This is a genomic window from Reyranella sp. (genome assembly GCF_965229815.1).
GTDB lineage: Bacteria > Pseudomonadota > Alphaproteobacteria > Reyranellales > Reyranellaceae > Reyranella.
Map to the genome: position 1 here is coordinate 760670 of NZ_CBDDJN010000006.1, position 22276 is coordinate 782945.

General features: G+C 68.8%; 21 protein-coding genes. 14 read left to right on the top strand and 7 right to left on the bottom strand.

All coding sequences use genetic code 11. From position 1 onward, the window contains the following. Position 1 precedes the first annotated feature (1 nt). Both ACO073_RS15060 and ACO073_RS15065 read left to right on the top strand, forming a co-directional pair. Complete coding sequence (locus tag ACO073_RS15060; RefSeq protein ID WP_421998392.1) at positions 2–1276, top strand: class I SAM-dependent RNA methyltransferase; 1275 nt, start codon at positions 2–4, stop codon at positions 1274–1276. A 19-nt stretch (positions 1277–1295) separates the two neighbouring features. Next, positions 1296–2063, top strand: coding sequence for an SDR family NAD(P)-dependent oxidoreductase (locus tag ACO073_RS15065; RefSeq protein WP_421998393.1), 768 nt, complete (start codon positions 1296–1298; stop codon positions 2061–2063). Between the two features lie 95 nt (positions 2064–2158). Here ACO073_RS15065 and xth read toward each other — a convergent pair whose 3' ends face one another. The 3 genes from xth to ACO073_RS15080 all read right to left on the bottom strand — a co-directional run bounded on the left by xth (position 2159) and on the right by ACO073_RS15080 (position 4276). Further along, complete coding sequence (gene xth / locus ACO073_RS15070; RefSeq protein ID WP_421998394.1) at positions 2159–2950, bottom strand: exodeoxyribonuclease III; 792 nt, start codon at positions 2948–2950, stop codon at positions 2159–2161. 10 nt (positions 2951–2960) lie between these two features. Then, positions 2961–3293, bottom strand: coding sequence for an iron-sulfur cluster insertion protein ErpA (gene erpA / locus ACO073_RS15075; RefSeq protein ID WP_421998395.1), 333 nt, complete (start codon positions 3291–3293; stop codon positions 2961–2963). Between the two features lie 74 nt (positions 3294–3367). Next, complete coding sequence (locus ACO073_RS15080; protein WP_421998396.1) at positions 3368–4276, bottom strand: DMT family transporter; 909 nt, start codon at positions 4274–4276, stop codon at positions 3368–3370. 72 nt (positions 4277–4348) lie between these two features. On the opposite strand from ACO073_RS15080, the gene ACO073_RS15085 reads away from it, so the two are divergent. The 3 genes from ACO073_RS15085 to ACO073_RS15095 are packed head-to-tail and all read left to right on the top strand — an operon-like array spanning position 4349 to position 8683. Next, the gene (locus tag ACO073_RS15085) at positions 4349–6589 is read left to right on the top strand and encodes a CHASE2 domain-containing protein (RefSeq protein ID WP_421998397.1); all 2241 of its coding nucleotides are present in this window, start codon (positions 4349–4351) and stop codon (positions 6587–6589) included. Further along, a complete protein-coding gene (locus ACO073_RS15090; RefSeq protein WP_421998398.1) occupies positions 6570–7505 on the top strand; it encodes a glutamate cyclase domain-containing protein in 936 nt (311 codons plus the stop codon). Before ACO073_RS15085 ends, ACO073_RS15090 begins: the two co-directional genes overlap by 20 nt. 11 nt (positions 7506–7516) lie before the next feature. Beyond that, positions 7517–8683, top strand: a complete 1167-nt coding sequence (locus ACO073_RS15095) for an acyl-CoA dehydrogenase family protein (protein ID WP_421998399.1) — start codon at positions 7517–7519, stop codon at positions 8681–8683. Between the two features lie 181 nt (positions 8684–8864). On the opposite strand, the gene ACO073_RS15100 is transcribed toward ACO073_RS15095, so the two are convergent. The 4 genes from ACO073_RS15100 to ACO073_RS15115 form a co-directional block, all read right to left on the bottom strand. Next, positions 8865–9986, bottom strand: a complete 1122-nt coding sequence (locus tag ACO073_RS15100; protein ID WP_421998400.1) for an aromatic ring-hydroxylating oxygenase subunit alpha — start codon at positions 9984–9986, stop codon at positions 8865–8867. A 10-nt stretch (positions 9987–9996) separates the two neighbouring features. Next, the gene (locus ACO073_RS15105) at positions 9997–10623 is read right to left on the bottom strand and encodes an exopolysaccharide biosynthesis protein (RefSeq protein WP_421998402.1); all 627 of its coding nucleotides are present in this window, start codon (positions 10621–10623) and stop codon (positions 9997–9999) included. Continuing rightward, positions 10620–11480: an HpcH/HpaI aldolase/citrate lyase family protein gene (locus ACO073_RS15110; RefSeq protein ID WP_421998403.1), complete on the bottom strand. Its 861-nt coding sequence runs from the start codon at positions 11478–11480 to the stop codon at positions 10620–10622. The genes ACO073_RS15105 and ACO073_RS15110 overlap by 4 nt, the downstream gene beginning before the upstream one ends. Positions 11481–11577: 97 nt before the next feature. Then, the gene (locus ACO073_RS15115; protein WP_421998404.1) at positions 11578–12033 is read right to left on the bottom strand and encodes a MaoC family dehydratase; all 456 of its coding nucleotides are present in this window, start codon (positions 12031–12033) and stop codon (positions 11578–11580) included. A 104-nt stretch (positions 12034–12137) separates the two neighbouring features. On the opposite strand from ACO073_RS15115, the gene ACO073_RS15120 reads away from it, so the two are divergent. From ACO073_RS15120 to pcp, 9 genes are all read left to right on the top strand, one after another. After that, complete coding sequence (locus tag ACO073_RS15120; RefSeq protein ID WP_421998406.1) at positions 12138–13115, top strand: NADPH:quinone oxidoreductase family protein; 978 nt, start codon at positions 12138–12140, stop codon at positions 13113–13115. Between the two features lie 58 nt (positions 13116–13173). Beyond that, complete coding sequence (locus ACO073_RS15125; RefSeq protein ID WP_421998407.1) at positions 13174–13929, top strand: SDR family NAD(P)-dependent oxidoreductase; 756 nt, start codon at positions 13174–13176, stop codon at positions 13927–13929. 4 nt (positions 13930–13933) lie between these two features. After that, positions 13934–15037: a M14 family metallopeptidase gene (locus ACO073_RS15130; protein ID WP_421998408.1), complete on the top strand. Its 1104-nt coding sequence runs from the start codon at positions 13934–13936 to the stop codon at positions 15035–15037. Between the two features lie 69 nt (positions 15038–15106). Further along, positions 15107–17038, top strand: coding sequence for a hypothetical protein (locus tag ACO073_RS15135; RefSeq protein WP_421998409.1), 1932 nt, complete (start codon positions 15107–15109; stop codon positions 17036–17038). A 22-nt stretch (positions 17039–17060) separates the two neighbouring features. Beyond that, on the top strand, positions 17061–17648 hold the full coding sequence (locus ACO073_RS15140; RefSeq protein ID WP_421998410.1) for an SRPBCC family protein: 588 nt from the start codon (positions 17061–17063) through the stop codon (positions 17646–17648). 141 nt (positions 17649–17789) lie between these two features. Beyond that, the gene (locus ACO073_RS15145) at positions 17790–18275 is read left to right on the top strand and encodes a (2Fe-2S)-binding protein (protein WP_421998411.1); all 486 of its coding nucleotides are present in this window, start codon (positions 17790–17792) and stop codon (positions 18273–18275) included. Positions 18276–18277: 2 nt separating this feature from the next. Then, on the top strand, positions 18278–20662 hold the full coding sequence (locus ACO073_RS15150; protein WP_421998412.1) for a xanthine dehydrogenase family protein molybdopterin-binding subunit: 2385 nt from the start codon (positions 18278–18280) through the stop codon (positions 20660–20662). 14 nt (positions 20663–20676) lie between these two features. Beyond that, positions 20677–21474: an FAD binding domain-containing protein gene (locus tag ACO073_RS15155; RefSeq protein WP_421998413.1), complete on the top strand. Its 798-nt coding sequence runs from the start codon at positions 20677–20679 to the stop codon at positions 21472–21474. A 72-nt stretch (positions 21475–21546) separates the two neighbouring features. Continuing rightward, a complete protein-coding gene (pcp, locus tag ACO073_RS15160) occupies positions 21547–22188 on the top strand; it encodes a pyroglutamyl-peptidase I (protein WP_421998415.1) in 642 nt (213 codons plus the stop codon). Positions 22189–22276 lie beyond the last annotated feature (88 nt).

A 22276-nucleotide genomic window follows, 5' to 3' on the forward strand; every position in this document is an offset into this window, starting at 1 on the left:
CGTGTCCGTCACGCTCGACATAATGGAGATCGGCTCGCGCGGCGACGGCATCGCCGAGGCCGAAGGGCAGCGCTGGTTCGTGCCCTTCGTGCTGCCCGGCGAGACGGTCGAAGCCGAGCCGCGGGAAAAGCGCGGCGAGGGGATCGCGGCCGACCTGGTGGAGATCCTGTCGCCGTCGCGCCATCGGGAGCCGGCGCCCTGCGGTCATTTCGGCACCTGTGGCGGCTGCGCGCTGCAGCACTGGCGGCACGATGCCTATACGGCATGGAAGGTCGAGCAGGTCGGTCGCGCGCTGGCCCAGCACGGGGTCGCGCCGCCGCGCTTCGAGCCGGCGCTCGCCGGCGCGCCGGGCGAGCGGCGCCGGGCAGACTTCGTCGTGCGGCGCCAGGGACGGCGCATGATCGCCGGCTTCCACGAGCGTCGCAGCCGCGGGCTGGTCGATGTCGGGACCTGCGTCGTGGTGCGACCGGAGATCACGCGGCTGCTGGAGCCGCTGCGGGCCGGGCTCGCCGCCGTGCTGCCGGACGGCGGCGCGGCCGACGCCATCGTGAACGAGACCGACAGCGGCCTCGACCTGCTGCTGCGGCCGCACAAGCGCCTCGACCTGTCGCTCGGGCGCCGCGAGGCGCTGGTCGCGCTGGCCGAACGCGCCGACCTGGCGCGCGTGAGCTGGGGCGACCGCGCGACGGCGGAGCCGGTTGTCATGCGGCGCACGCCGATCCTCGTGTTCGGCGACGTGCGCATCGAGCCGCCGCCGGGCGTCTTCCTGCAGGCGACGCGTCGGGCCGAGGCGACGATGCGGGCGGCGGTGACAGCCTGGACCGGCGCGGCGGCGAGCGTCGCCGACCTGTTCGCCGGCATCGGCGCGCTGTCCCTGGGACATGCCGGCCGGCTGGCGCTGTTCGAGAGCGATCGGCCGGCGGTCGCCGCGGCCGATGCGGCGGCCCGGCGGCTCGGCGGCAAGGTGCGCGTCGAGCGGCGCGACCTCTTCCGCAATCCGCTGACGGCGCGCGAGCTCGCGGCGTTCGACGCCGCGCTGCTCGATCCCGCGCGCGCCGGCGCGGCGGCGCAGGCGGCCGAGCTCGCCCAGGCGAGCGTGCCGCGCATCGTCTACGCCTCGTGCGATCCCGGCAGCTTCGCGCGTGACGCGCGCACCCTGCAGGATGGCGGATACCGGCTGGAGAAACTGATGCCGCTCGACCAGTTCCTGTGGTCGCCGCACGTCGAGCTGATTGCGCTGTTCGTCCGCCCGCCGCTAAGGTCGCGCCACGACTGAAAGGGCAGGAGACACGACGATGATGTTCGACCTCAGCGGCAAGGTGGCGGTGGTCACGGGCGGCAGCCGCGGCATCGGCCGCTCGATCTGCGAGCAGATGGCCGCGCACGGCGCCAAGGTCGTCGTCTCCAGCCGCAAGCTGCCGGCCTGCGAGGAGGTGGTGAAGGCGATCAAGGAGAAGGGCGGCGAGGCCACCGCCGTCGCGGCCTCGATCTCCGACAAGGCGCAGCTCGAGAACCTGGTCGCCAGTGCGCGCAAGGCCTACGGCCGGATCGACATCATGGTCTGCAACGCGGCGTCCAATCCCTACTTCGGCCCGCTCAGCGGGCTGAAGGAGGAGGTGTTCGCCAAGATCATGCAGAACAACGTCATGTCCAACCTCTGGCTGATGAACATGGTCGGGCCGGAGATGGCGGAGCGGAAGGACGGCGTGTTCATCATCATCTCGTCGATCGGCGCGCTGGTCGGCTCGGCCCATATCGCCGCCTACAACATGAGCAAGGCCGCCGACCTGTCGCTGGTGAAGTCGCTCGCCATGGAATGGGGCAAGCACAATATCCGCGTCAACGCCATCGCGCCGGGCCTGATCCAGACCGACTTCGCCAAGGCGCTGTGGGACAATCCCGAGATCCGCCGCGCCAACGAGAGCAAGGCGGCGCTGAAGCGCATCGGTCAGCCCGACGATATCGGCGGCGTGGCGGTGTTCTTGGCCTCGAAGGCCGGCAACTTCGTCTGCGGCCAGTGCATCATCGCCGACGGCGGCGTGATCGGGTCGGGAGCGGAATGACGGCCCGTGGCCGTCATCCCGAGCATTTGGCGAGGGATCCGATTACGTGAAGGATCATCGCCTCACGGCAGCGGCGATGAGATCCTTCGCTTCGCTCAGGACGACTGAAAGTCCAATTCGCACCATACCGGCACATGGTCCGAGGGGTCGGGCCGGCCGCGCTCGGGCTTGTCGATGGTGACGCCGGCCAGCCGGTCGGCGGCCTGCGGCGACAGCAGCAGGTGGTCGATGCGCAGGCCCCAGTCCTTGGCCCAGGCGCCGGCCTGATAGTCCCAGAACGTGTAGCAGGGCGTGTCGGGATACCAGGCGCGCACCGCGTCGGTCAGGCCGAGGTTCAGCAGCATGCGCAGCGCGGCGCGCGACTGCGGCTGGCACAGCGCATCGTTGGCGAAGCCCTTGGGATCGTAGACGTCGCGATCGGTCGGGCAGACATTGTAGTCGCCGCCGAGGACGAACATCTCCTCGCGCGCGAGCAGCTGCCGGGCGCGCTGGAGGAGCCGGTCCATCCAGGCGATCTTGTAGGCGAACTTATCGGTGTGGATCGGATTGCCGTTGGGCAGGTAGATGCCGCCCACCGTCAGCGGCCCCTTCGGGGTCGCGATGCGGCCCTCGATGTAGCGCGCCTGCTCGTCGCCTCCGCCGTCGGGCAGGGCGCGGGCGGTGATCTCGACCGGATGGAGCGAGAGGAGGGCGACGCCGTTGAAGCCCTTCTGTCCGACGATCTCGACCTTGTAGCCGGCGGCCTCGACCTCCAGCCGCGGGAACTGCGCCTCCTGGGCCTTGATCTCCTGCAGCACCACGACGTCGGGCCGGGCGGTCTCCAGCCATGCCAGGAGGTTTCCCGTCCGCTTGCGGACGGAATTGACGTTCCAGGTCGCGATCTTCATCGCCGCCGGATCAGAGGCTGAACGAGTTGCCGCAGCCGCAGGACGAAGTGGCGTTGGGGTTCTTCACCTGGAAGGACGAGCCGACCATTTCCTCGACATAGTCGAGCTCGCTGCCCTTCAGCAGCTCGAGCGACGTGCTGTCGACCAGGACCGAGGCGCCGTCGCGCTCGATCACGAGGTCATCGTCGTTCCGCCCCTCCTCGAAGGAGAAGTTGTACTGGAAGCCTGAGCAGCCGCCGCCCAGCACCGCCACCCGCATCATGACGGGCCGGGCTTCCTTGGAAGCCAGGAAGGCGATCCGCTTGGCAGCATTCGGGGTCACGGAGAACGAGGTGTCGATCATGCCTACAAGATGTGGTGGCCGGAGCCTTTCGTCAATGCCGCGGCGCGGCAATAAAACCCCAATCCATCAAGGGGTTACGCCGCCGTTTCCGGTGCCAGGGCGACGTCGTGCTGGCGCGCCCGGACGCGCTCGCGATGGAGGATGTAGAGGCCCGAGGCGATGACCAGCGGCAGGCCGAACCAGACCGTCCAGGACGGCGTCTCGCGGAACCACAGGAAGCCGTAGAGCATGGCCAGCACGATCGAGGCATAGTCGAACGGCGCCAGCACGGCCGCCGGCGCGAGCCGCCAGGCCCGGGTCATCAGGATCTGGGCGAAGCCGCCCAGCAGGCCGAGCAGGATCAGCCACAGCCAATCGAGCGGTGTCGGCCAGATCCAGACCGGGATGGCGCCGGCCAGCGACACCGCGCTGGCGGACAGCGAAAACCAGAAGAGCATGACGAGGTCGGAGTCGTGGCGGCTCAGCAGGCGCACCATCACGGTCGACAGCGAGTAGCAGAAGGTCGCCCCGAGCACGATCAGGGACATGGCGTGGAACTCGATCCCCCAGGGGTCGAGCATGACGAGCACCCCGGCGAAGCCCACGCCGACCGCGCTCCACCGTCGCCAGCCGACCGGCTCGCCCAGCAGCGGCACCGACAGCGCCACCATGAACAGCGGCGCGGCATAGGAGATGGCGTAGGCGTCGACCAGCGGCATGCGCGGGAACACGTAGAAGAAGCCCAGCATGCTGCCGAAGCCGACGCAGATGCGCAGCGCCTGCAGCCACGGTCGGTTGGGGCGCAGCGAGCGCAGACCGCCGGAGCGCCAGATGATGAAGGCGAGCGGGGCCATGGCAATGGCGCTGCGGGCCAGCATGAGCTGGAACGCGTCGTAGACGCCGCCGAGTGCCTTCACCATGGCGTCCATGGTGCAGAACAGCAGCAGCGAGCCCAGCTTGAAGTAGATGCCGTGCAGGACGGCGGATTTGGGTTCGGGCGACAAGCGGCGCAATTTGGCTTGCCCGCCATCCTTCCGTAAAGTGACTCGGCAGGAGGGCAGGGGCGTCTGATGCGCATGCGTTGGCTGTTGGGCCGCAACAATGTGCGGTTGCCCTGGATCGTCTCGCTCCTCGTGCTGTTCGGTGCGCTGGCGCTGCGGGCCGGCGATCCGGAGGGCCTGTCGAGGCTGCGCGACTTCGCCTTCGACACCTACCAGCGGCTGAAGCCGCGAACCTACAATCCGCAGACTCCGGTGCGCATCGTGGACATCGACGAAGCGGCGCTGGCCGAGCACGGCCAGTGGCCGTGGCCGCGCACGATCGTGGCCAAGCTGGTCGACCGCCTGACCGAGAAGGGCGCGGCGGTCATCGCCTTCGACGTGCTGTTCTCCGAGCCCGACCGCTCCTCGATCAGCCGCATGGTGCGCAGCCTCGTCTCCTACACCGACCCCGAGACCGTGCAGCGGCTGGCGGCGGCCATCCAGGACAACGACCAGGTCCTGGCCGATGCGATGGCGCAGTCGACCGTGGTCCTGGGGTTCGGCTTCGACCTTAACGCCAGGCTGGAGCCGCCACGGCGCTACCATGGCGTGGCCTTCGCCGGCGACGATCCCAGCCAGTTCCTGCCGGTGCAGCAGGGCGCGGTGAAGGCGATCCCGATCCTCGAGGCCGCGGCGAAGGGCAACGGCAGCGTCAACACGGACCTGGGCGGGGCGGTGATCCGGCGGGTGCCCATGCTCTATCGGCTGGCCGGCCAGGAAGGGCTCTTTCCGGCGCTCGCCATCGAGGCCCTGCGGGTCGGCCAGGACGCCAGCACCTACGTGGTGAAGTCGTCCGGTGCCAGCAGCGAGCTGTCGTTCGGCGTCAAGAGCGGCATCGTCGCCATCCGGACAGGCGACCTCGAGGTGCCGACCGACGCGCATGGCCGGCTGGCCCTCTACGACACCGGGCACCGTGCCGAGCGCTACGTGTCGGCTCGGGACGTGCTCGACGGAAAGGCACCGCCCGACCGGCTGGAGGGCAACGTGGTGTTCGTCGGCACCAGCGCGATCGGCCTCAAGGACCTGCGCGCCACACCGATCGATTCGGCCGTGGCCGGGGTCGAGGTGCATGCCCAGCTCGCCGAGCAGATGCTGGAGCAGAAGTTCCTCTCGCGGCCGGACTTCGCCGACGGCGCCGAGCTTCTGTATCTGGCCGCGATCGGCGCGCTGTTCGTCTTCCTGCTGCCGCGCCTGGCGGCCGGCCGCATGGCGATCACCGCCGCGGTCTTCATCGCCATCGGCCTGGTCGTGCCGTGGATCGCCTTCTCCCGCTACGACCTGCTGTTCGACCCGATCTATCCGCCGGTCACGCTGGCGGCGATCTACGTCAGCGGCACGGCGCTCGCGTTCATGCGCACCGAGCGCGAACGGTCGGCGATCCGCGGCGCCTTCGGCCTTTACCTGTCGCCGGACGTGGTCGAGCAGCTGGCGCGCCACCCGGAGCTTCTGCAGCTCGGCGGCGAGATGCGCGAGATCACCGTCATGTTCACCGACGTGCGCGGCTTCACCCGGATCTCCGAGCAGTTCGATCCGCACGGCCTGACGCGCTTCATGAACCGCTTCCTGACGCCGATGACCGACCTGGTGCTCGGCCACCGCGGCACGATCGACAAGTACATGGGCGATGCCATCATGGCGTTCTGGAACGCGCCGCTCGCGGTGGACGGTCATGCCGCGCGGGCTTGCGACACCGCGCTCGCCATGCAGGAGCGGCTGCGCATCCTCAACGAGGAATGGCGCGTCGAGGCCGAGGCGGAGGGGCGCCACCACTTGCCGGTCAACATCGGCATCGGCCTCAACACCGGCATGGCCTCCGTCGGCAATTTCGGCTCGACCCAGCGTTTCACCTATTCCTGTCTGGGCGACGACGTGAACCTGGCGTCGCGGCTGGAGGGCCAGTGCAAGGCCTACGGCGTGGGCATCATCATCGGCGACAAGACCCGGATGGCGGTGCCGGGCTACGCGGTGCTGGAGCTCGACCTCATCACGGTCAAGGGCAAGTCCGAACCCGAGCGCATGCACGTGCTGATGGGCGGCATTGAACTGGCGCAGACGCCAGCCTATCACGAGCTGGTGCGCCGGCAGGCGGCGTTCCTCGCGCAATACCGCAGCGGCGGATTCGCCGAGGCTCTGGAGCTGATCGCGGCGTGCCAGGAGGCGGCCGAGTCTGTCGGCTGGCGCCAGGGCTACTACGAGATGATGCGGGCGCGCGTCGACAGCCTGATCGACGATTCGCCGACCGACTGGACGGGAGTGTATGTCGCCAGGGAAAAGTGAGGCGGAGCGTATCGCCGCCATCGAAGCGCTGGTCTGTCGCGATGTCGGACGCCGGACGACGGAGCTGATCGCGGCCAGCCGGGGCGGGCTCCAGGCCGCCGCCGAGGCGCTCGCCGGGGCGACCAGCGTCGGCCTGATCACCGGGTTCTTCGTGCCGCGCGACGGCGTCGAGGCGCCCGAGACCGACGGGCCGGTCGGCACCGTGCTGCTGGCCGCTTCCCTGGCGGACTGCGGCCTGCCGGTGCGCATCGCCGTCGACTCGCCGTGCGCCGGCGCGGTGCGGGCCGCCATCGCCGCCGTCGGCCGTCCGATCGCCGTCGACGAGGTGGGGGTGGCCGACGCGGCGGGGCTGCGCGCCCTGACCGAGGCCTGGCGTCGCGACGGGGTCAGCCATGCCGTCGCGATCGAGCGATGCGGCCGCAGCGCCGACGGCCGGCCGCGCAACATGCGCGGCGTCGACGTCTCGCCCTGGACGGCGCCGCTGGACGATCTCTTTCTCGGCGGGCCGTGGACCCGGCTGGCGGTCGGGGACGGCGGCAACGAGATCGGCATGGGCAAGCTGCCGGCCGGGCTGATCGCCACCACCGTGCCCAACGGCGAGTCGATCGCCTGCGTGACGGCGTGCGACCATCTCGTGGTCGCGGGCGTCTCGAACTGGGGCGCCTACGGGCTGATGGCGACGCTGGCCGTCGTGCGCTCCGACTGGGCAGCGGCGATCGCGCCGTTCCTCACGGCCGAGCGCGACCTCGCCGTCACGCGGGCGACGGTCGAGCAGGCCGGCGCCGTCGACGGCGTCACGGCGCGGCGCGAGCCCACGGTCGACGGCTTCGGCGCCGATGTCCACGGACCGCTGGTCGACGCGCTGGGCCGCCTGGCGCAAGGACCGGCTGTTCAAGGCGCGTCGAAAGTGCTCTAGGGTCGCCCGCCATGGACAATCCCTACGCCCCCACGCACCCCGAAATCCGCGATGCGGTCCGCCAACTCTGCCTCAAGTTCGATGGCGCCTACTGGCGCAAGCTCGATCGCGACCGCGGGTATCCGACGGAATTCGTGCGGGCGCTGACCGAAGCCGGCTGGCTCGCCATCCTGATCCCGGAGGAATATGGCGGCTCGGGACTCGGCATCTCGGCTGCCGCGGCAGTGCTCGAGGAGGTGCAGCGCGCCGGCTGCAATGGCGCCGCCTGCCACGCCCAGATGTACATCATGGGCACGCTGCTGCGGCACGGGTCCAAGGAACAGAAGGAACGCTACCTGCCGAAGATCGCCACGGGCGAGCTGCGCCTGCAGGCTTTCGGCGTCACCGAGCCGACCAGCGGCACCGATACGCTGGCGTTGCGCACGACGGCGGTGAAGAAGGACAACAGCACCTACCTGGTCAACGGCCAGAAGGTGTGGACCAGCCGCGCCGAGCATTCCGATCTGATGCTCCTGCTGGCCCGAACGACGCCGCGCGAGCAGACCAAGAAGCGCACCGAGGGCCTGTCGGTGTTCCTGGTCGACATGCGCGAGACGCTGTCCAAGGGGCTCACCATCAAGCCGATCCGCACGATGATGAACCACAACAGCACCGAGGTGTTCTTCGACAACATGGAAGTGCCGGCGGAGAACCTGATCGGCGAGGAAGGCCAGGGCTTCCGCTACATCCTGAGCGGCATGAACGCCGAGCGGGTGCTGATCGCCGCCGAGACCATCGGCGACTCCCGGTGGTTCATCGAGAAGGCGACCGAGTACGCCAAGGGCCGAAACCTGTTCGGCCGGCCGATCGGCCAGAATCAGGGCGTGCAGTTCCCGATCGCGCGCGCCTATGCCCAGACCGAGGCGGCCGACCTGATGGTGCGCAAGGCGGCCACGCTCTACGAGGCGGGCCTGCCCTGCGGCGCCGAGGCGAACATGGCCAAGATGCTGGGCTCGGAGGCCGCCTGGGCAGCCGCCGACATGTGCGTGCAGACGCATGGCGGCTTCGGCTTCGCCGAGGAGTACGACATCGAGCGCAAGTTCCGCGAGACGCGCCTCTACATGGTGGCGCCGATCTCGACCAACATGATCCTGAACTTCATCTCCGAGCACGTGCTGGACCTGCCGCGCTCGTATTAGTCGTCGCTCCGGTTCGCTCCTGCCGTTTCGTCGTCCCGACCAAGGCCCGAAGGGCCGCGTGGAGGGACCTCGATGCTACGCCAAGCCCCTGGTCGTGGAGAGAGGATCCCTCCACTTCGCGCTCCGCGCTCCGGTCGGGATGACGAGAAGGGCGCGCCCAGTCACGCGCCCGCCCAGGTAGCTAAACGGCAGAGGCGCCGCTCAGGGCTCGCGCGATCATCTTCTGGAACTGGATCACCAGCTGCTCGCTCCGGGTAAGGAAGCGGCCACGGGCCGGCAGGCCGCCGGCGAGACCCTGCTGGACGGAGTCGGTGAGATCGTCGTCCTCCTGGGCCACCTGCCGGTTGAAGCCGACCAGCGCCTCGGCGAACTGCGGATCGACGCCGGGGGCGAAATACTGCTCGGAGAAGCCGCGCGTCGCGCCGGTGCCGTCGGGCAGCCAGACGTCGACCGACAGGTTGGGGAAACCCGGATTGATGTTGATGGTGAGGTTCGGCCACAGGAAGTGGTACTGCGATTCGGCCACGGCGCCGCGCACGTCGTAGAGCTCGATCTTGCTCCTGCCCTCGAGGGCAGCGGGTCGCACGCGGCCGGCCTGGCTGGAGAACCAGCCGTGCGACGCCAGCGTGTAGACGTCGGGACGCACGTCGATCGCCGCGCTGAAGCCGGGATGGGCGACGGCGCAGTGATAGCATTCGAGATAGTTCTCGAGCATCGCCTTCCAGTTGGCGCGCGCCGCCCAGTCGCCGCGGCTGTGCAGCTCGATCGTCGCGAGATCGACGCCGCTGCGCGCGATGATGTCGAGCACAGGGCCGTAGCAGGTCTCGGCCGCGGGCGCGTCCGGATCGAGATTGACGAACACGAACGGCCCGACCGCCTCGGCGCGGACCGGCAGCAGGGGGAAGTCCTCCAGCCGGAAGCCGGGCTCCTCCGCCGATCGCGGCGCGCGGCGCAGGCCGCCGGCGAGATCGTAGGTCCAGGCGTGATAGCTGCACTGGAGGAGGGCCGCCTTGCCGCGGCCTTTCATGACGAGGTGGCGGCGGTGTCGGCAGACGTTCACGAAGCCGGCCAGCCCCTCGTCGTTGCGCACCACCAGCACGGGCACGTTGCCGGCGTGGCCGGTGACGTAGTCGCCGACTTCGGCGAGTTCGCGCAGCGGCCCGACATAGTTCCAGCTCCGGCGGAAGACCTGCAGCATCTCCTGCTCGAGGATCGCGGGATCGGTGTACCAGTGCGCGGGCAGGGACTCGCCCCTGTCGAGGGCGGCCAGCAGGTCGGACGCCGGTTCGATCGCGGTGGTCATGTGGGGGCTCCTAGTCGAACAGGAGATGGCGCAGGTTCACGATCAGCGCGACGACGGCGGCATGGCCGAGCAGCAGCAGGAAGAGAGTCCAGGCGGCCGTGAGGAGGGTGAAGAACCAGCCCAGCATCGCCATGAGGCCGTCGTCCTCGATCAGGGCGAGGCTGAAGAACAGGATCGCCCAGGCCGGCAGGAGATTGTCGAAGGGAATCGGCACGGCGAGGATGGCGATGTTCGTCGCCAGGGCGAGGCGTACCAGATGCCGCGGCAGGCCGCTCACCCAGCCTTCGAAGCGGGCGTGGACGTTGCGCTCGAGCCACTGGATGTGGCGGCGGGCGCGGCCGAGGAAGGCCTGCAGCCGCCCGCGCGACAGGCCGCGCTGGCCGATGAAGGCGGGCAGGGAGGGGGCCGGCCGGCCGGCCAGCGACTGCACGAACAGGAAGAGCATCGGCACGCCGGTGATGGTCGACAGCCAGGGGATGCCGGTGGGGACGCAGTTGGGCAGGTTGATTGCCGCGATCGCGAAGGCGTAGGAGCGGCCCTGCAGCCCGCCGAGGAAGTCGTCGAGGGTCAGGATCGATCCGGTGTCGCCGGAGAAGAGTTGGTCGAGCGTGGCGAGGAGGCCGAAATTGTCCTTCATCCCGCGCGGGCCAGGAGCCGGCGGGCCAGCACGAGATGCGGACGGTCGAGCATCTTGCCGTCGAGGGTCAGCACGCCGGCGCCGGGATTGCTCTCGAAGGTGGCGACCACCCGCTGCGCCCAGTCGACCTCCTGCGCCGAGGGCGTGAACACCTCGTGGATCGTGGCGACCTGGTCGGGATGGATGGCGATCTTGCCGCCGTAGCCCATGCGGCGCGCGTCCGTCGCCTCGGCGCGCAGGCCCGCGACGTTGCGGATGTCGGGATAGACCGTGTCGTAGGCGGTGACGCCGGCTGCCACCGAAGCCATCAGGTTGACGGTGCGGGCGAGGCGGAACGTGTCGTCGTAGTCGCCCGGTGCCGCGCCCTTGGCCAGCGCGCCGAGATCGGCCATCAGGTCCTCGCCGCCCCACGAGTGGCCGACCAGGCGGGCATGCCGGGCCGGCGCGGCGGCAAGCGCCAGCACCGCCGCGGCGCTCTCGGTGGCGATCGTGAGGATCCGGGTCGTGCCGGCCGCGACGCCTTCGCGGGCCTCCAGCGCGTCGAGATAGTGCGCGAGCAGGTCGAGATCGGCCTGGCCGACGCATTTGGGAAACACGATGCCGTCGGGCCGGCCCTGCATCACGACGGCCAGGTCGCCCAAGGTCAGGCCCGTGTCCAGCGCATTCACCCGGACGTAGAGGCGGGGGCCCGACCGGCTCGCCGACTTGAGGTAGTCGAGCACCATGCCGCGCGCCGCTTCCTTGCGATCGGCCGCGACTGAATCCTCGAGGTCGAGGATCAGCCCGTCCGGACCGGAAGCAGGGCCCTTGGCGAGCTTGCGCTCCGAATCGCCGGGCACGAACAGAAAGGAACGCATCAGGTCTCCTGGGTCGAACTGTCACCCCGTGCGGAGCGAGGGGTCTCTGGGGCGATACGAAAGGTCCCTCGCTGCGCTCGGGATGACAACCTCGCTATCAGCCATTGGGCCGCTTCCGCATCAGGGCCTGGCGGGTGCACTCGGCCACCGTCTCGCCGCGCTGGTTGATGGCCATGTGGTTGAACTCGACAATCCCGGCATCGGGCCGCGACCGGCTCTCGCGCACGCTGGCCACGGTCGTGCGCACCCGGAGCGTATCGCCGTGGAACACCGGCTTGGGAAAGCGGACGTCGGTCATGCCGAGATTGGCGATCGTGGTGCCGAGGGTCGTGTCGTTGACCGTGATGCCGATCATGAGGCCGAGCGTGAACAGGCTGTTGACGATGCGTTGCCCGAACTCGGTCCTGGACGCGAACTCCTCGTCGAGATGCAGCGGCTGCACGTTCATCGTGAGCGAGCTGTAGAGCACGTTGTCCATCTCGGTGACGGTGCGGGTCCAGGCGTGCTCGAACACCTGGCCCGGCTTGAATTCCTCGAAGTACAGGCCTGCCATTTTCCTCCCCGCGAACAGGCCCTTCTAGCACGGATGGACGCTGCACGGTCCGCCATCGTATCAATGGGCCCGCAGGAACGAACGCAAAAGACGGAGCTGAGCCGATGCGGGCGATGATGAGCGAGACCCCGGGCGGACCGGAAAGCCTGAAGCTCATGGACGTGCCCTCCGCGGCGCTGGGCAAGGGCCAGGTGCGTGTCGCGGTCAAGGCGGCCGGCGTCAACTTCCCCGACACGCTGATCATCGCGGACAAGTACCAGTTCAAGCCGCCGCGCCCCTTCGCGCCGGGCCACGAGGTCGCGGGTGACGTCATCGAGGTGGGCGAGGGCGTGAGCGCGTACAAGCCGGGCGATCGCGTCATCGCCGCGGTCGGCCATGGCGGCTATGCCACCGAGGTGGTCGCCGACCAGGGGCAGCTCCTGCCCATGCCCGCCAACATGAGCTACGAGGACGGCGCGGCGTTCACGATGACCTACGGGACCTCGTACTACGCGCTGAAGCAGCGCAGCAGCTATCGCGTGGGCGAGACGCTGCTGGTGACGGGCGCCTCGGGCGGTGTCGGACTGACCGCGGTGGAACTGGGCGCGCTGATGGGCCTCAAGGTGATCGCCGCGGTCGGATCCGACGAGAAGATGGAGATCTGCCGGAAGTACGGCGCCACCATGTTCGTCAACTACGCCAAGGAGAAGATGCGGGACAAGGTGAAGGAGCTGACCGAGGGCAAGGGCGCGGACATCATCTACGACGCGGTCGGCGGCGATGCCTTCGACGAGGCGATCCGCTGCATCGCCTGGTACGGGCGCCTGCTGGTCGTCGGCTTCGCGGCCGGGCGCATCCCGTCGCTGCCGGCCAATCTCGCCCTGCTGAAGAGCTGCGACGTGCGCGGCGTGTTCTACGGCGCCTGGCGCGGCCGCGAGCCGGTAGAGGCGCGCAAGAACTTCGACGAGCTGCTGAAGTGGTACGGCGAGGGCAAGCTGAAGCCGCACATCTCCATGCGCTTCCCGCTGGAGAAGGCGCCGGAGGCCATGAACGCCCTGCTGTCCCGCAAGGCCACCGGCAAGGTCGTCCTCACCGTCGCCTGAGCCGGGCCGCGATGCTCCGGCCAGCGCTGCTTCCGGGGTCAGGATGGAGTGAAGGAACATGGGACGGCTGACAGGCAAGATCGCGATCGTCACGGGGGCGGGCTCGGGCATCGGGGCGGCCTCCGCCCGACTGTTCGCCGAGGAAGGCGCATCGGTGCTGGCGGTGGACCGGCCGGAATCCGCGGTCGCCGAAACGGCGTCTGCAAGCGCCGCCATCGCGGCGCTGGGTTGCGACATCACCGGCAAGGACGCCCCGAAGACCATCGTCTCGGAGGCCCTGTCGCGCTTCGGCGGGCTCGACATCCTGTTCAACAACGCGGGTGTGAGCGGCCGGGCGTTCGTCGAGGAGATGACCGACGAGGAATGGGATCGGGTCAACGGCGTCAACGTCCGCGCCATGTTCCGCCTGTGCCGGGAAGCCATTCCGGCCCTGAAGGAGCGCGCGCGCGAGAAGGGACGGGCCCGCATCGTCAACACCGCCTCGGTGATGGCCTTCGACACCGACTACGGCCTCGCCGCCTACTGCGCGTCCAAGGCGGGCGTCGGCGGGCTCACCCGCACGCTGGCGCTCGAGCTCGGCAAGTTCAACATCACGGCCAACTATGTCTGCCCCGGAGCGATCTACACCGGCATGACGCGGACCAACTTCGACAATCCGGAGATCCGGGCGGTCTGGGAGAAGAAGGCGGCGCTGCGCCGCCTCGGCCAGCCGATCGACATCGCCCGCGGCGCCCTGCTGCTGGCCTCCGACGAGGCCGACTTCATCACCGGCCACGAGCTCGTGGTCGATGGCGGCCTGACGCTGCGGACCTGAGGGGATGTCGATGCCGCATATCCATTCCTTCGCCGCGAGCTACGGCGAGGCACGCGACAAGTTCCTGGCCGCCGCGCGTATCGCCGGGGCCGCGACCTTCCGCTACGACAATCCCCACAAGGGGCCGGCCGGCGAGGCGCTGTCGACCGACGTGGCGCGCCTCGGTCCCGACGACGCCTCGCGCGTGCTGGTCGCCATCTCGGGCACCCACGGCGCGGAGGGCTACTGCGGCTCGGGCTTCCAGGTCGACTGGCTGGCGGGGACGGGCGCGGCCGGGCTGCCGGCCGACACGGCCGTCCTGTTCGTGCACGCGATCAACCCCTACGGCTTCTCCTGGACGCGCCGGGTGACGGAGGAGGGCAACGACCTCAACCGCAACTACGTCGACCACGACAAGCCCTATCCGGCGAACGACGGCTATCTCGAGATCGCCGATCTTCTGATCCCGCGCGACCTTTCCCCGGCGACCCTGGAAGCCGCCAACGCGAAGCTCGCCGACTATCGCAAGAAGGTGGGCGACGTCGCCTTCTTCCAGGCCGTGTCCGCCGGGCAGTACACCCATCCCGACGGCATGTTCTTCGGCGGGGGCGGACCGGCCTGGGCCAACCGCACGCTGCACACCATCGCCGAGCGCTTCCTGCGCGGGCGTCCCGACGTCGCCGTCATCGACTTTCATACCGGCCTCGGCCCCTACGGCTACGGCGAGCCGATCACCCACTACGACATTGATTCGCCCGGTTCCCGGCGGGTCAGGGCCTTCTGGGGCGAGTCGGTGACCGAGTCCAAGCGCGGCCAGACCGCCTCTCAGGCCCGTGATGGGCTGGGCCACTACGGTCTCAACCGCCTTCTGAAGGAGCCCGAGACCCGGCTGACCATGTGCACCCTCGAGTTCGGCACATTCGACCGCGACAGCGGGCAGAAGGCTTTCCGCGCCGACCACTGGCTGCACAAGTACGGCGATCCGCTGGGCCAGGAGGCCGGCCCGATCCGGGCGGCCATGCGGCGGCAGTTCTACCCGGAGACCGACGACTGGAAGGAGGCCGTCCTGTTCCGGGGGCATCAGCTGGTCCGCCAGGCCCTGGCCGGGCTCGCCCGGGGACCTCTCTAGGGGCCATTTGGGGACAACCGCCCGCGAAAAGCCATACGTCCTGCAATCGATCCTGCTAAAAGCCTGCCCATGCGTGTCCTGACGGCGCTGATCGCCTTCCTGGTGATCGGCGCGCTGAACTTTCTGTGGTGGTGGTGGCCCAACAGGCCGGTCGAGATCGCCGGCTGGACGCAGGCGCCGCTGCAGAGCGTGTCCTTTGCGCCCTATCGGCCGGGGCAGAGCCCGCTCACGCGCACCTTTCCGACGCCCAGCCAGATCGAGGACGACCTGCGGCGGCTGCAGGGCAAGGTCCGCGCCGTGCGGACCTATTCGTCGGGCGAGAACCTCGAGACCGTGCCGCAGCGCGCCGGCAAGTACGGGCTGAAGGTCTGGCACGGCGCCTGGCTGAACGACAACGACAAGGAGAACCTCGAGCAGATCAACCTGCTGATCGACCATGCCAACAAGTACAAGGACACGGTCGAGCGGGTGATCGTCGGCAACGAGGTGCTGCTGCGCAAGGACCTGACCGCGAGCCAGCTCCGCAGCTACATCCGCCAGGTCAAGCAGCGCGTGTCGCAGCCCGTGACCTATGCCGACGTCTGGGAGTTCTGGCTGCGCAATCCCTCGCTGGCCGACGAGGTCGATCTCATCACCATCCACATCCTGCCCTACTGGGAGGACGAGCCGATCGGCCTGGAGCGCCGCGAGCCCGACGGGAAGCCCAGCATCGAGAAGCACATCGTCGACATCTACAAGAAGGTGCAGGCGCGCTTCCCCGGCAAGCCGATCGTCATCGGCGAGACCGGCTGGCCGAGCGACGGCCGCATGCGCTCCGATGCGCGCCCCGGACGGGTCGAGCAGGTGCGCTTCTTCTCGATCTTCCGCGGCATCGCCGAGCGCGAGAAGTTCGACTACAACATCGTCGAGGCCTTCGACCAGTACTGGAAGGCGCGCCAGGAGGGCACGGTGGGCGCCGCCTGGGGCCTGCTCGACGCCGACCGACACGACAAGTTCGCGCTCGGCAAGCCGGTCTCCGCCGAGCCGCAATGGCCGATCCTGTTCACGCTGTCGACGCTGGCGGCGGGCCTCATGCTCGGTGGGTTCTTCGGGCTTCGACGCCAGGCCCGCGGCAAGGCCCTGGTCGTCTTCGCCCTGTTCGCCCAGCTCGTCGCCACCTGCTACGTGCAGGCGACATGGATCGACCTGTCGCGCATGTTCTACTTCGAGCGCATGGTCGGCGTCGTCTTCTGGGCCCTGCTGCTTGCGCTGTTCAGCTACGCCCTGCTGCGCGGGGTCGCCGACAGCCTGACGGGCCGCATGGCCGATCCGTCGCTCTACGGCGCGCGCGTGCGCGAAGCGTGGCGCGCGTGGCGGGCGCTGCCGCGGCTGCGCATCTTCCAGCGCGCGGACCTCATGGCGCAGATGCTCTATCTGGTGCTGACCGGTCTCTGCATCTTCTATCTGATCGTCATCAGCATCGACTGGTACGACGGCGTCATCCGCATCGGCGACTTCTTCCGCCAGATCGCCATCGACGGCCGCTACCGCGACTTCCCGATCTGGAGCTTCGTCATCCCGAGCCTCGTCCTGATGGCGTGGAAGCTGCTCACGATCGCCCGCCGCGAGCAGGTGTCGAGGCCCGGCAGGCTGGCCAAGGCCCTGTCGTTCGGCCGGCTGCTGGGCTACGACGGCAGCCGCGGCTACGTCCGCATGGACCGCTCCTACAGCCGCATCCGGCCGGTCCTGCCGGAAATCGTGCTGGCGAGCCTGCTGATCTTCTGGGCCATCGTGATGGTCGTCACCGAAGGGGCCATCAAGCTGCACGACGGCGGCTCCGGCGGCCTGGTCGCCGTGGACGGCGGCCGCTGGGTGATCGGGACGCTGTTCTGGAACACCCAGGCCGACTGGTTCGCCGCCCTGGCGATCGTCATGGCGATCCCCTACCTGGCGACGATCTACGTGTCTTTGCGCGAACCTCTGGCAGAACCGCCGCCGGACTCCTATACCAGCAAGTGGTAGGCGTCGGCCGGGGAGTTACCGCATGGAAATCAAGGGTGAATACAGGATCTCGGCGCCGCGCGAGAAGGTCTTCGCCGCGCTGAACGATGCATCCATTCTGCAAGCCTGCATTCCGGGCTGCGAATCGCTGGAGAAGCTGTCCGACACCGAGATGACGGCCAAGGTCCGCCTGCGCATCGGGCCGGTGAGTGCCAGCTTCTCGGGCAAGGTGACGCTGTCGGACATCGACCCGCCGAACGGCTACCGGATCACCGGCGAAGGGCAGGGTGGCGTCGCGGGCTTCGCCAAGGGCGGGGCGGTCGTCACGCTCAAGGAAGACGGCAGCGACACGATCCTCGACTACAATGTCGACGCGCAGGTCGGCGGCAAGATCGCCCAGGTCGGCGCGCGCCTGATCACAGGCACCGCCCGCAAGCTGGCCGACGAGTTCTTCGGCAAGTTCGCCAACACGATCAACAACCCGTCGCCGGCGGCAGTCGCCGGCGTGCCGAGCAACCTCGGGCCGCCGCCGGTGCCGCCCTCTGCTGCGGCGCAGCGAGGTTTTCGTCACTGGACCGTGATCGGGATCGGCGCCGCCGTCCTGATCATCGTCTACCTTGCGAGTCGTTAGCAGCCGAGCTGTTCCGCCGAGTCGGTCGTCACCTGCAATTCGCTTGACCGGCCCACGAACGGCTTGCCAGAGTTGTTCAATGCCCTTGGGGCGCGCTTTTTGATGCCCGCGCAAACCAACAAATGTGAGGGAGAAGACTAGATGACCATTCCCGTCGCCATGACCGTCAATGGCAAGCCCGTCTCGGGGAAGGTCGAGGCGCGCACGCTCCTGGTCCAGTTCCTGCGCGAGCATCTCGGCATGACCGGCACGCATGTCGGCTGCGACACCAGCCAGTGCGGCGCCTGCGTCGTGCACGTCGACGGCAAGTCGGTGAAATCCTGCACCATGCTCGCCGTCCAGGCGGAAGGCGCCAAGGTGATCACCATCGAGGGCCTCGCCGAGAGCGCCGAGAAGCTGCATCCGATGCAGGAAGCCTTCCGCGAGAACCACGCCCTGCAGTGCGGCTTCTGCACGCCGGGCATGGTGATGAGCGCGATCGACATGGTGAAGCGCCACGACTACAAGCTCGACGAAGCGACCGTGCGGCGCGAGCTCGAGGGCAACCTCTGCCGCTGCACCGGCTACCACAACATCGTTAAGGCCATCCTGGCGGCTGCGCCCGCCATGAAGTCTGCGGGGGTGTAGCCATGACCGCGCAAACCGGAATCGGCGCCCGGGTCAAGAGGACGGAAGACAAGCGCTTCCTGACCGGCACGGGCCGTTACGTCGACGACCTGGCGCTGGCGCGCGCCACCCACGCCCACTTCGTCCGCTCGCCGCATGCGCATGCCAGGATCAAGGGCATCGACATCTCGGCCGCCAAGGCGATGCCCGGCGTGGTCGACATCTTCACCGGCAAGGACGTCGCCGACGCCAAGGTCGGCGGCCTGATCTGCGGCTGGGTGGTCAAGGACAAGCACGGCCAGCCGCACAAGGCGCCGCCCCATCCCGTGATGGCCGCCGACACGGTGCGCTATGTCGGCGATACGGTGGCGATGGTCGTGGCCAACAGCGCCGACGAGGCCAAGGATGCCGCCGAGGCGATCAAGGTCGACTACGAGGTGCTGCCGGCCAACGTCGATCTCGCGAAGGCGCTGGACGGCGGCATGCCGCAGATCCACGCCGAGGCGCCGGGCAACCTGATCTACGACTGGGAGATCGGCGTGAAGGCCGACGTCGACGCCGCCTTCGCCAAGGCCGCGCACGTCACGAAGCTCGACATCGTGAACAACCGGCTGATCCCGAACGCCATGGAGCCGCGCGCGGCGGCGGCGGAGTACGACAAGGGCACCGGGAACTACACGCTCTGGTCGACGTCGCAGAACCCGCACGTTCTCCGGCTCATCCTGTCGGCATTCGTGCTCGGCATTCCCGAGCACAAGCTCAGGGTCATCGCCCCCGATGTCGGCGGCGGCTTCGGCAGCAAGATCTTCTGCTACAACGAAGAGACGATGGTCTGCTGGGCGGCGAGCCGCGTCGGCCGGCCCATCAAGTGGACCGCCGAGCGCACCGAGTCGTTCCAGACCGACGCCCACGGCCGCGACCACGTCACCCATGCCGAGCTGGCGCTCGACAAGGACGGCAAGTTCCTGGCCCTCAAGGTCGAGACCATCGCCAACATGGGCGCCTACCTGTCGACGTTCTCGACCGCGGTGCCGACCTACCTCTACGCCACGCTGCTGGCGGGGCAGTACACGACGCCGCTGATCTACGCCAACGTCAAGGCGGCGCTGACCAACACCGCGCCGGTCGACGCCTATCGCGGCGCCGGGCGGCCGGAGGCGACCTTCGTGGTCGAGACCATCGTCAGCAAGGCGGCGATGGAGCTGAAGATGGATCCCGCCGAGCTGCGGCGGAAGAACTTCATTCCGTCGACGGCCTTCCCGTACCAGACGCCGGTGGCGCTGCAGTACGATTCGGGCAACTACCCACCGATCATCGACGAGGCGATCAAGATCGCCGACTACAAGGGCTTCGAGGCGCGGCGCGCCGAGGCCAAGTCGCGCGGCAAGCTGCGCGGCATCGGCTTCTCCTCCTACATCGAGGCCTGCGGGCTGGCGCCGTCGCAGGTGATCGGCCAGCTGGGCGGCGGCGTCGGCCAGTGGGAGTCGGCGCAGATCAAGTTCAACCCGACCGGCAACGTCCAGGTCCTGACCGGGGCGCACAGCCACGGCCAGAGCCACGAGACGACCTTCGCCCAGATCGTGTCGGACAAGCTCGGGGTGCCGATCGAGCAGATCGAGGTCGTCCATGGCGACACGGCGACGACGCCCTTCGGCATGGGCAGCTACGGCAGCCGCTCGCTGGCGGTCGGCGGCTCGGCCATCATGAAGGCGGCCGACAAGATCATCGCCAAGGGCAAGAAGATCGCCGCCCATTTGATGGAGGCCTCGGCGGCCGACGTCGTCTTCGAGGACGGCGTGTTCAAGGTGGCCGGCACCGACAAGAACGTGCCGCTCGCCCAGGCCGTGTTCGCGGCCTACGTGCCGCACAACTATCCGCTGACCGAGCTCGAACCCGGCATGGACGAGAACGCCTTCTACGATCCGGCGAACTTCGTCTATCCGGCGGGCACGCAGATCTGCGAGGTCGAGATCGATCCCGACACCGGCGTCGTCGAGGTCATCAGCCACACGGCGGTGGACGACTTCGGCAACATCATCAATCCGATGATCGTCGAGGGGCAGGTCCATGGCGGCATCGTCCAGGGCGTGGGCCAGGCGCTGCTCGAGAACGCCGTCTACGACAAGGAAACGGGCCAGCTGCTCAGCGGCTCGTACATGGACTACACAATGCCGCGCGCCAGCGACGTCCCGTCGTTCAAGCTCGGCTACAAGGTCACGCCCTGCCCGCACAATCCGCTGGGCGTGAAGGGATGCGGCGAGGCCGGCGCGATCGCCGCACCGGCCGCCGTGATGAATGCCGTCCACGACGCGCTGGCGCCGCTCGGCGTCGGCCACGTGCCGATGCCGGCCACGCCGCTCGCGGTGTGGCAGGCGATCCACGGCGCGGGCCGCCCGGCGGCCGAGTAAGGGGAGGAATAGAGATGTACGATTTCGCCTATCACCGTCCGAAGTCGCTGGCCGACGCGGCCAACCTGCTGAAGGGCAAGGAAGAGGCGCGGGTCATGTCGGGCGGCATGACCCTGATCCCGACCCTGAAGCAGCGCCTGGCGCGGCCGAGCGATGTCGTCGACCTGGGCGGCATCAAGGACCTCGCCGGCATCAAGGTCGAGGGCAGCAACGTGGTGATCGGCGGCATGACCCGCCATGCCGACGTCGCGACCTCCAAGGACGTCAAGTCGGTCATCCCGGCGCTCGCCGAGCTCGCCGGGCACATCGGTGACCCGCAGGTTCGCAACCGCGGCACCATCGGCGGTTCGGTCGCCAACTCCGATCCGGCCGCCGACTATCCGGCTGCCGTGGTGGCGCTCGGCGCCACGATCACGACCAACACCGGCAAGCACGCGGCCGACGGCTTCTTCAAGGGCCTGTTCGAGACGGCGCTGGCCGACGGCGAGATCATCACGTCGGTGAGCTTCCCCAAGCCCGAGAAGGCCGCCTACATGAAGTTCCCCAACCCGGCGTCGCGCTACGCGATGGTCGGCGTCTTCGTGGCCAAGACGGCCGGCGGCGTGCGCGTCGCCGTGACGGGCGCAGGGCCGAGCGTCTTCCGCGTCAAGGCTATGGAGGACGCGCTGGCGAAGAACTTCACGTCGGATGCGATCAAGGACATCAAGGTCCCGGCCGACGACCTGAACAGCGACATCCACGGCAGCGCCGAGTACCGCGCCCACCTGGTGACCGTGATGGCCCGCCGCGCGGTCGACGCGGCGAACAAGTAGCCGGCCACGGCCCGAAGGACTAACGTCGGGGCGCCCGCGAGGGCGCCCCTTTCGTTTTGGTGCGAGTGTGTCATGAAGGCTCTGGTCACCGGCTTCGACCCGTTCGGGGGCGACAAGGTCAATCCCTCGTCGCTGGCCGTCGGGCGCCTGCGCAAGCGGCTGGGCGGGCTCGCGGTCCATACCGCCGAGCTGCCGACCTCCTATGCCCGCTCGGCCGGCGTGCTGCGGGCCGCCATCGACAGGGTGAAGCCCGAGCTCGTCCTGTGCGTGGGGCAGGCGGGGGGACGGAGCGAGCTCTGCCTCGAGCGGGTAGCGATCAACGTCCAGGACGCCCGTATCCGAGACAATGACGGCAAGCAGCCGATCGACAGGCCGGTGGTCAAGGACGGGCCGGCGGCCTATTTCGCGACGCTGCCGATCAAGGCCTGCGTCGCGGGGCTGCGTGAAGCCGGGCTGCCGGCCGCGGTCTCGAACACGGCCGGCACCTTCGTCTGCAACCACATCCTCTATGCGCTGATGGATATCGCCCAGGACCATCCGGCGCCGTTCCGCGGCGGGTTCCTGCACATCCCCTTCGTGCCCGAGCAGGTGGCGCGGGCCGGCGCCGCGCCGTCGATGGCGATCGACGACGTGGTGCGCGGCATCGAGATCATCCTCGAGGTGAGCGCCGCCCGCACGAGCGACCTGCGCACGGCCGAAGGCGCCATCTCGTAGACTCGGGATCATGTTCTTCCGGAGCGCGGACCTCCAGGTCCGCTCATGATCATGATGCGGACCTGGAGGTCCGCGCTCCACTGAGGCG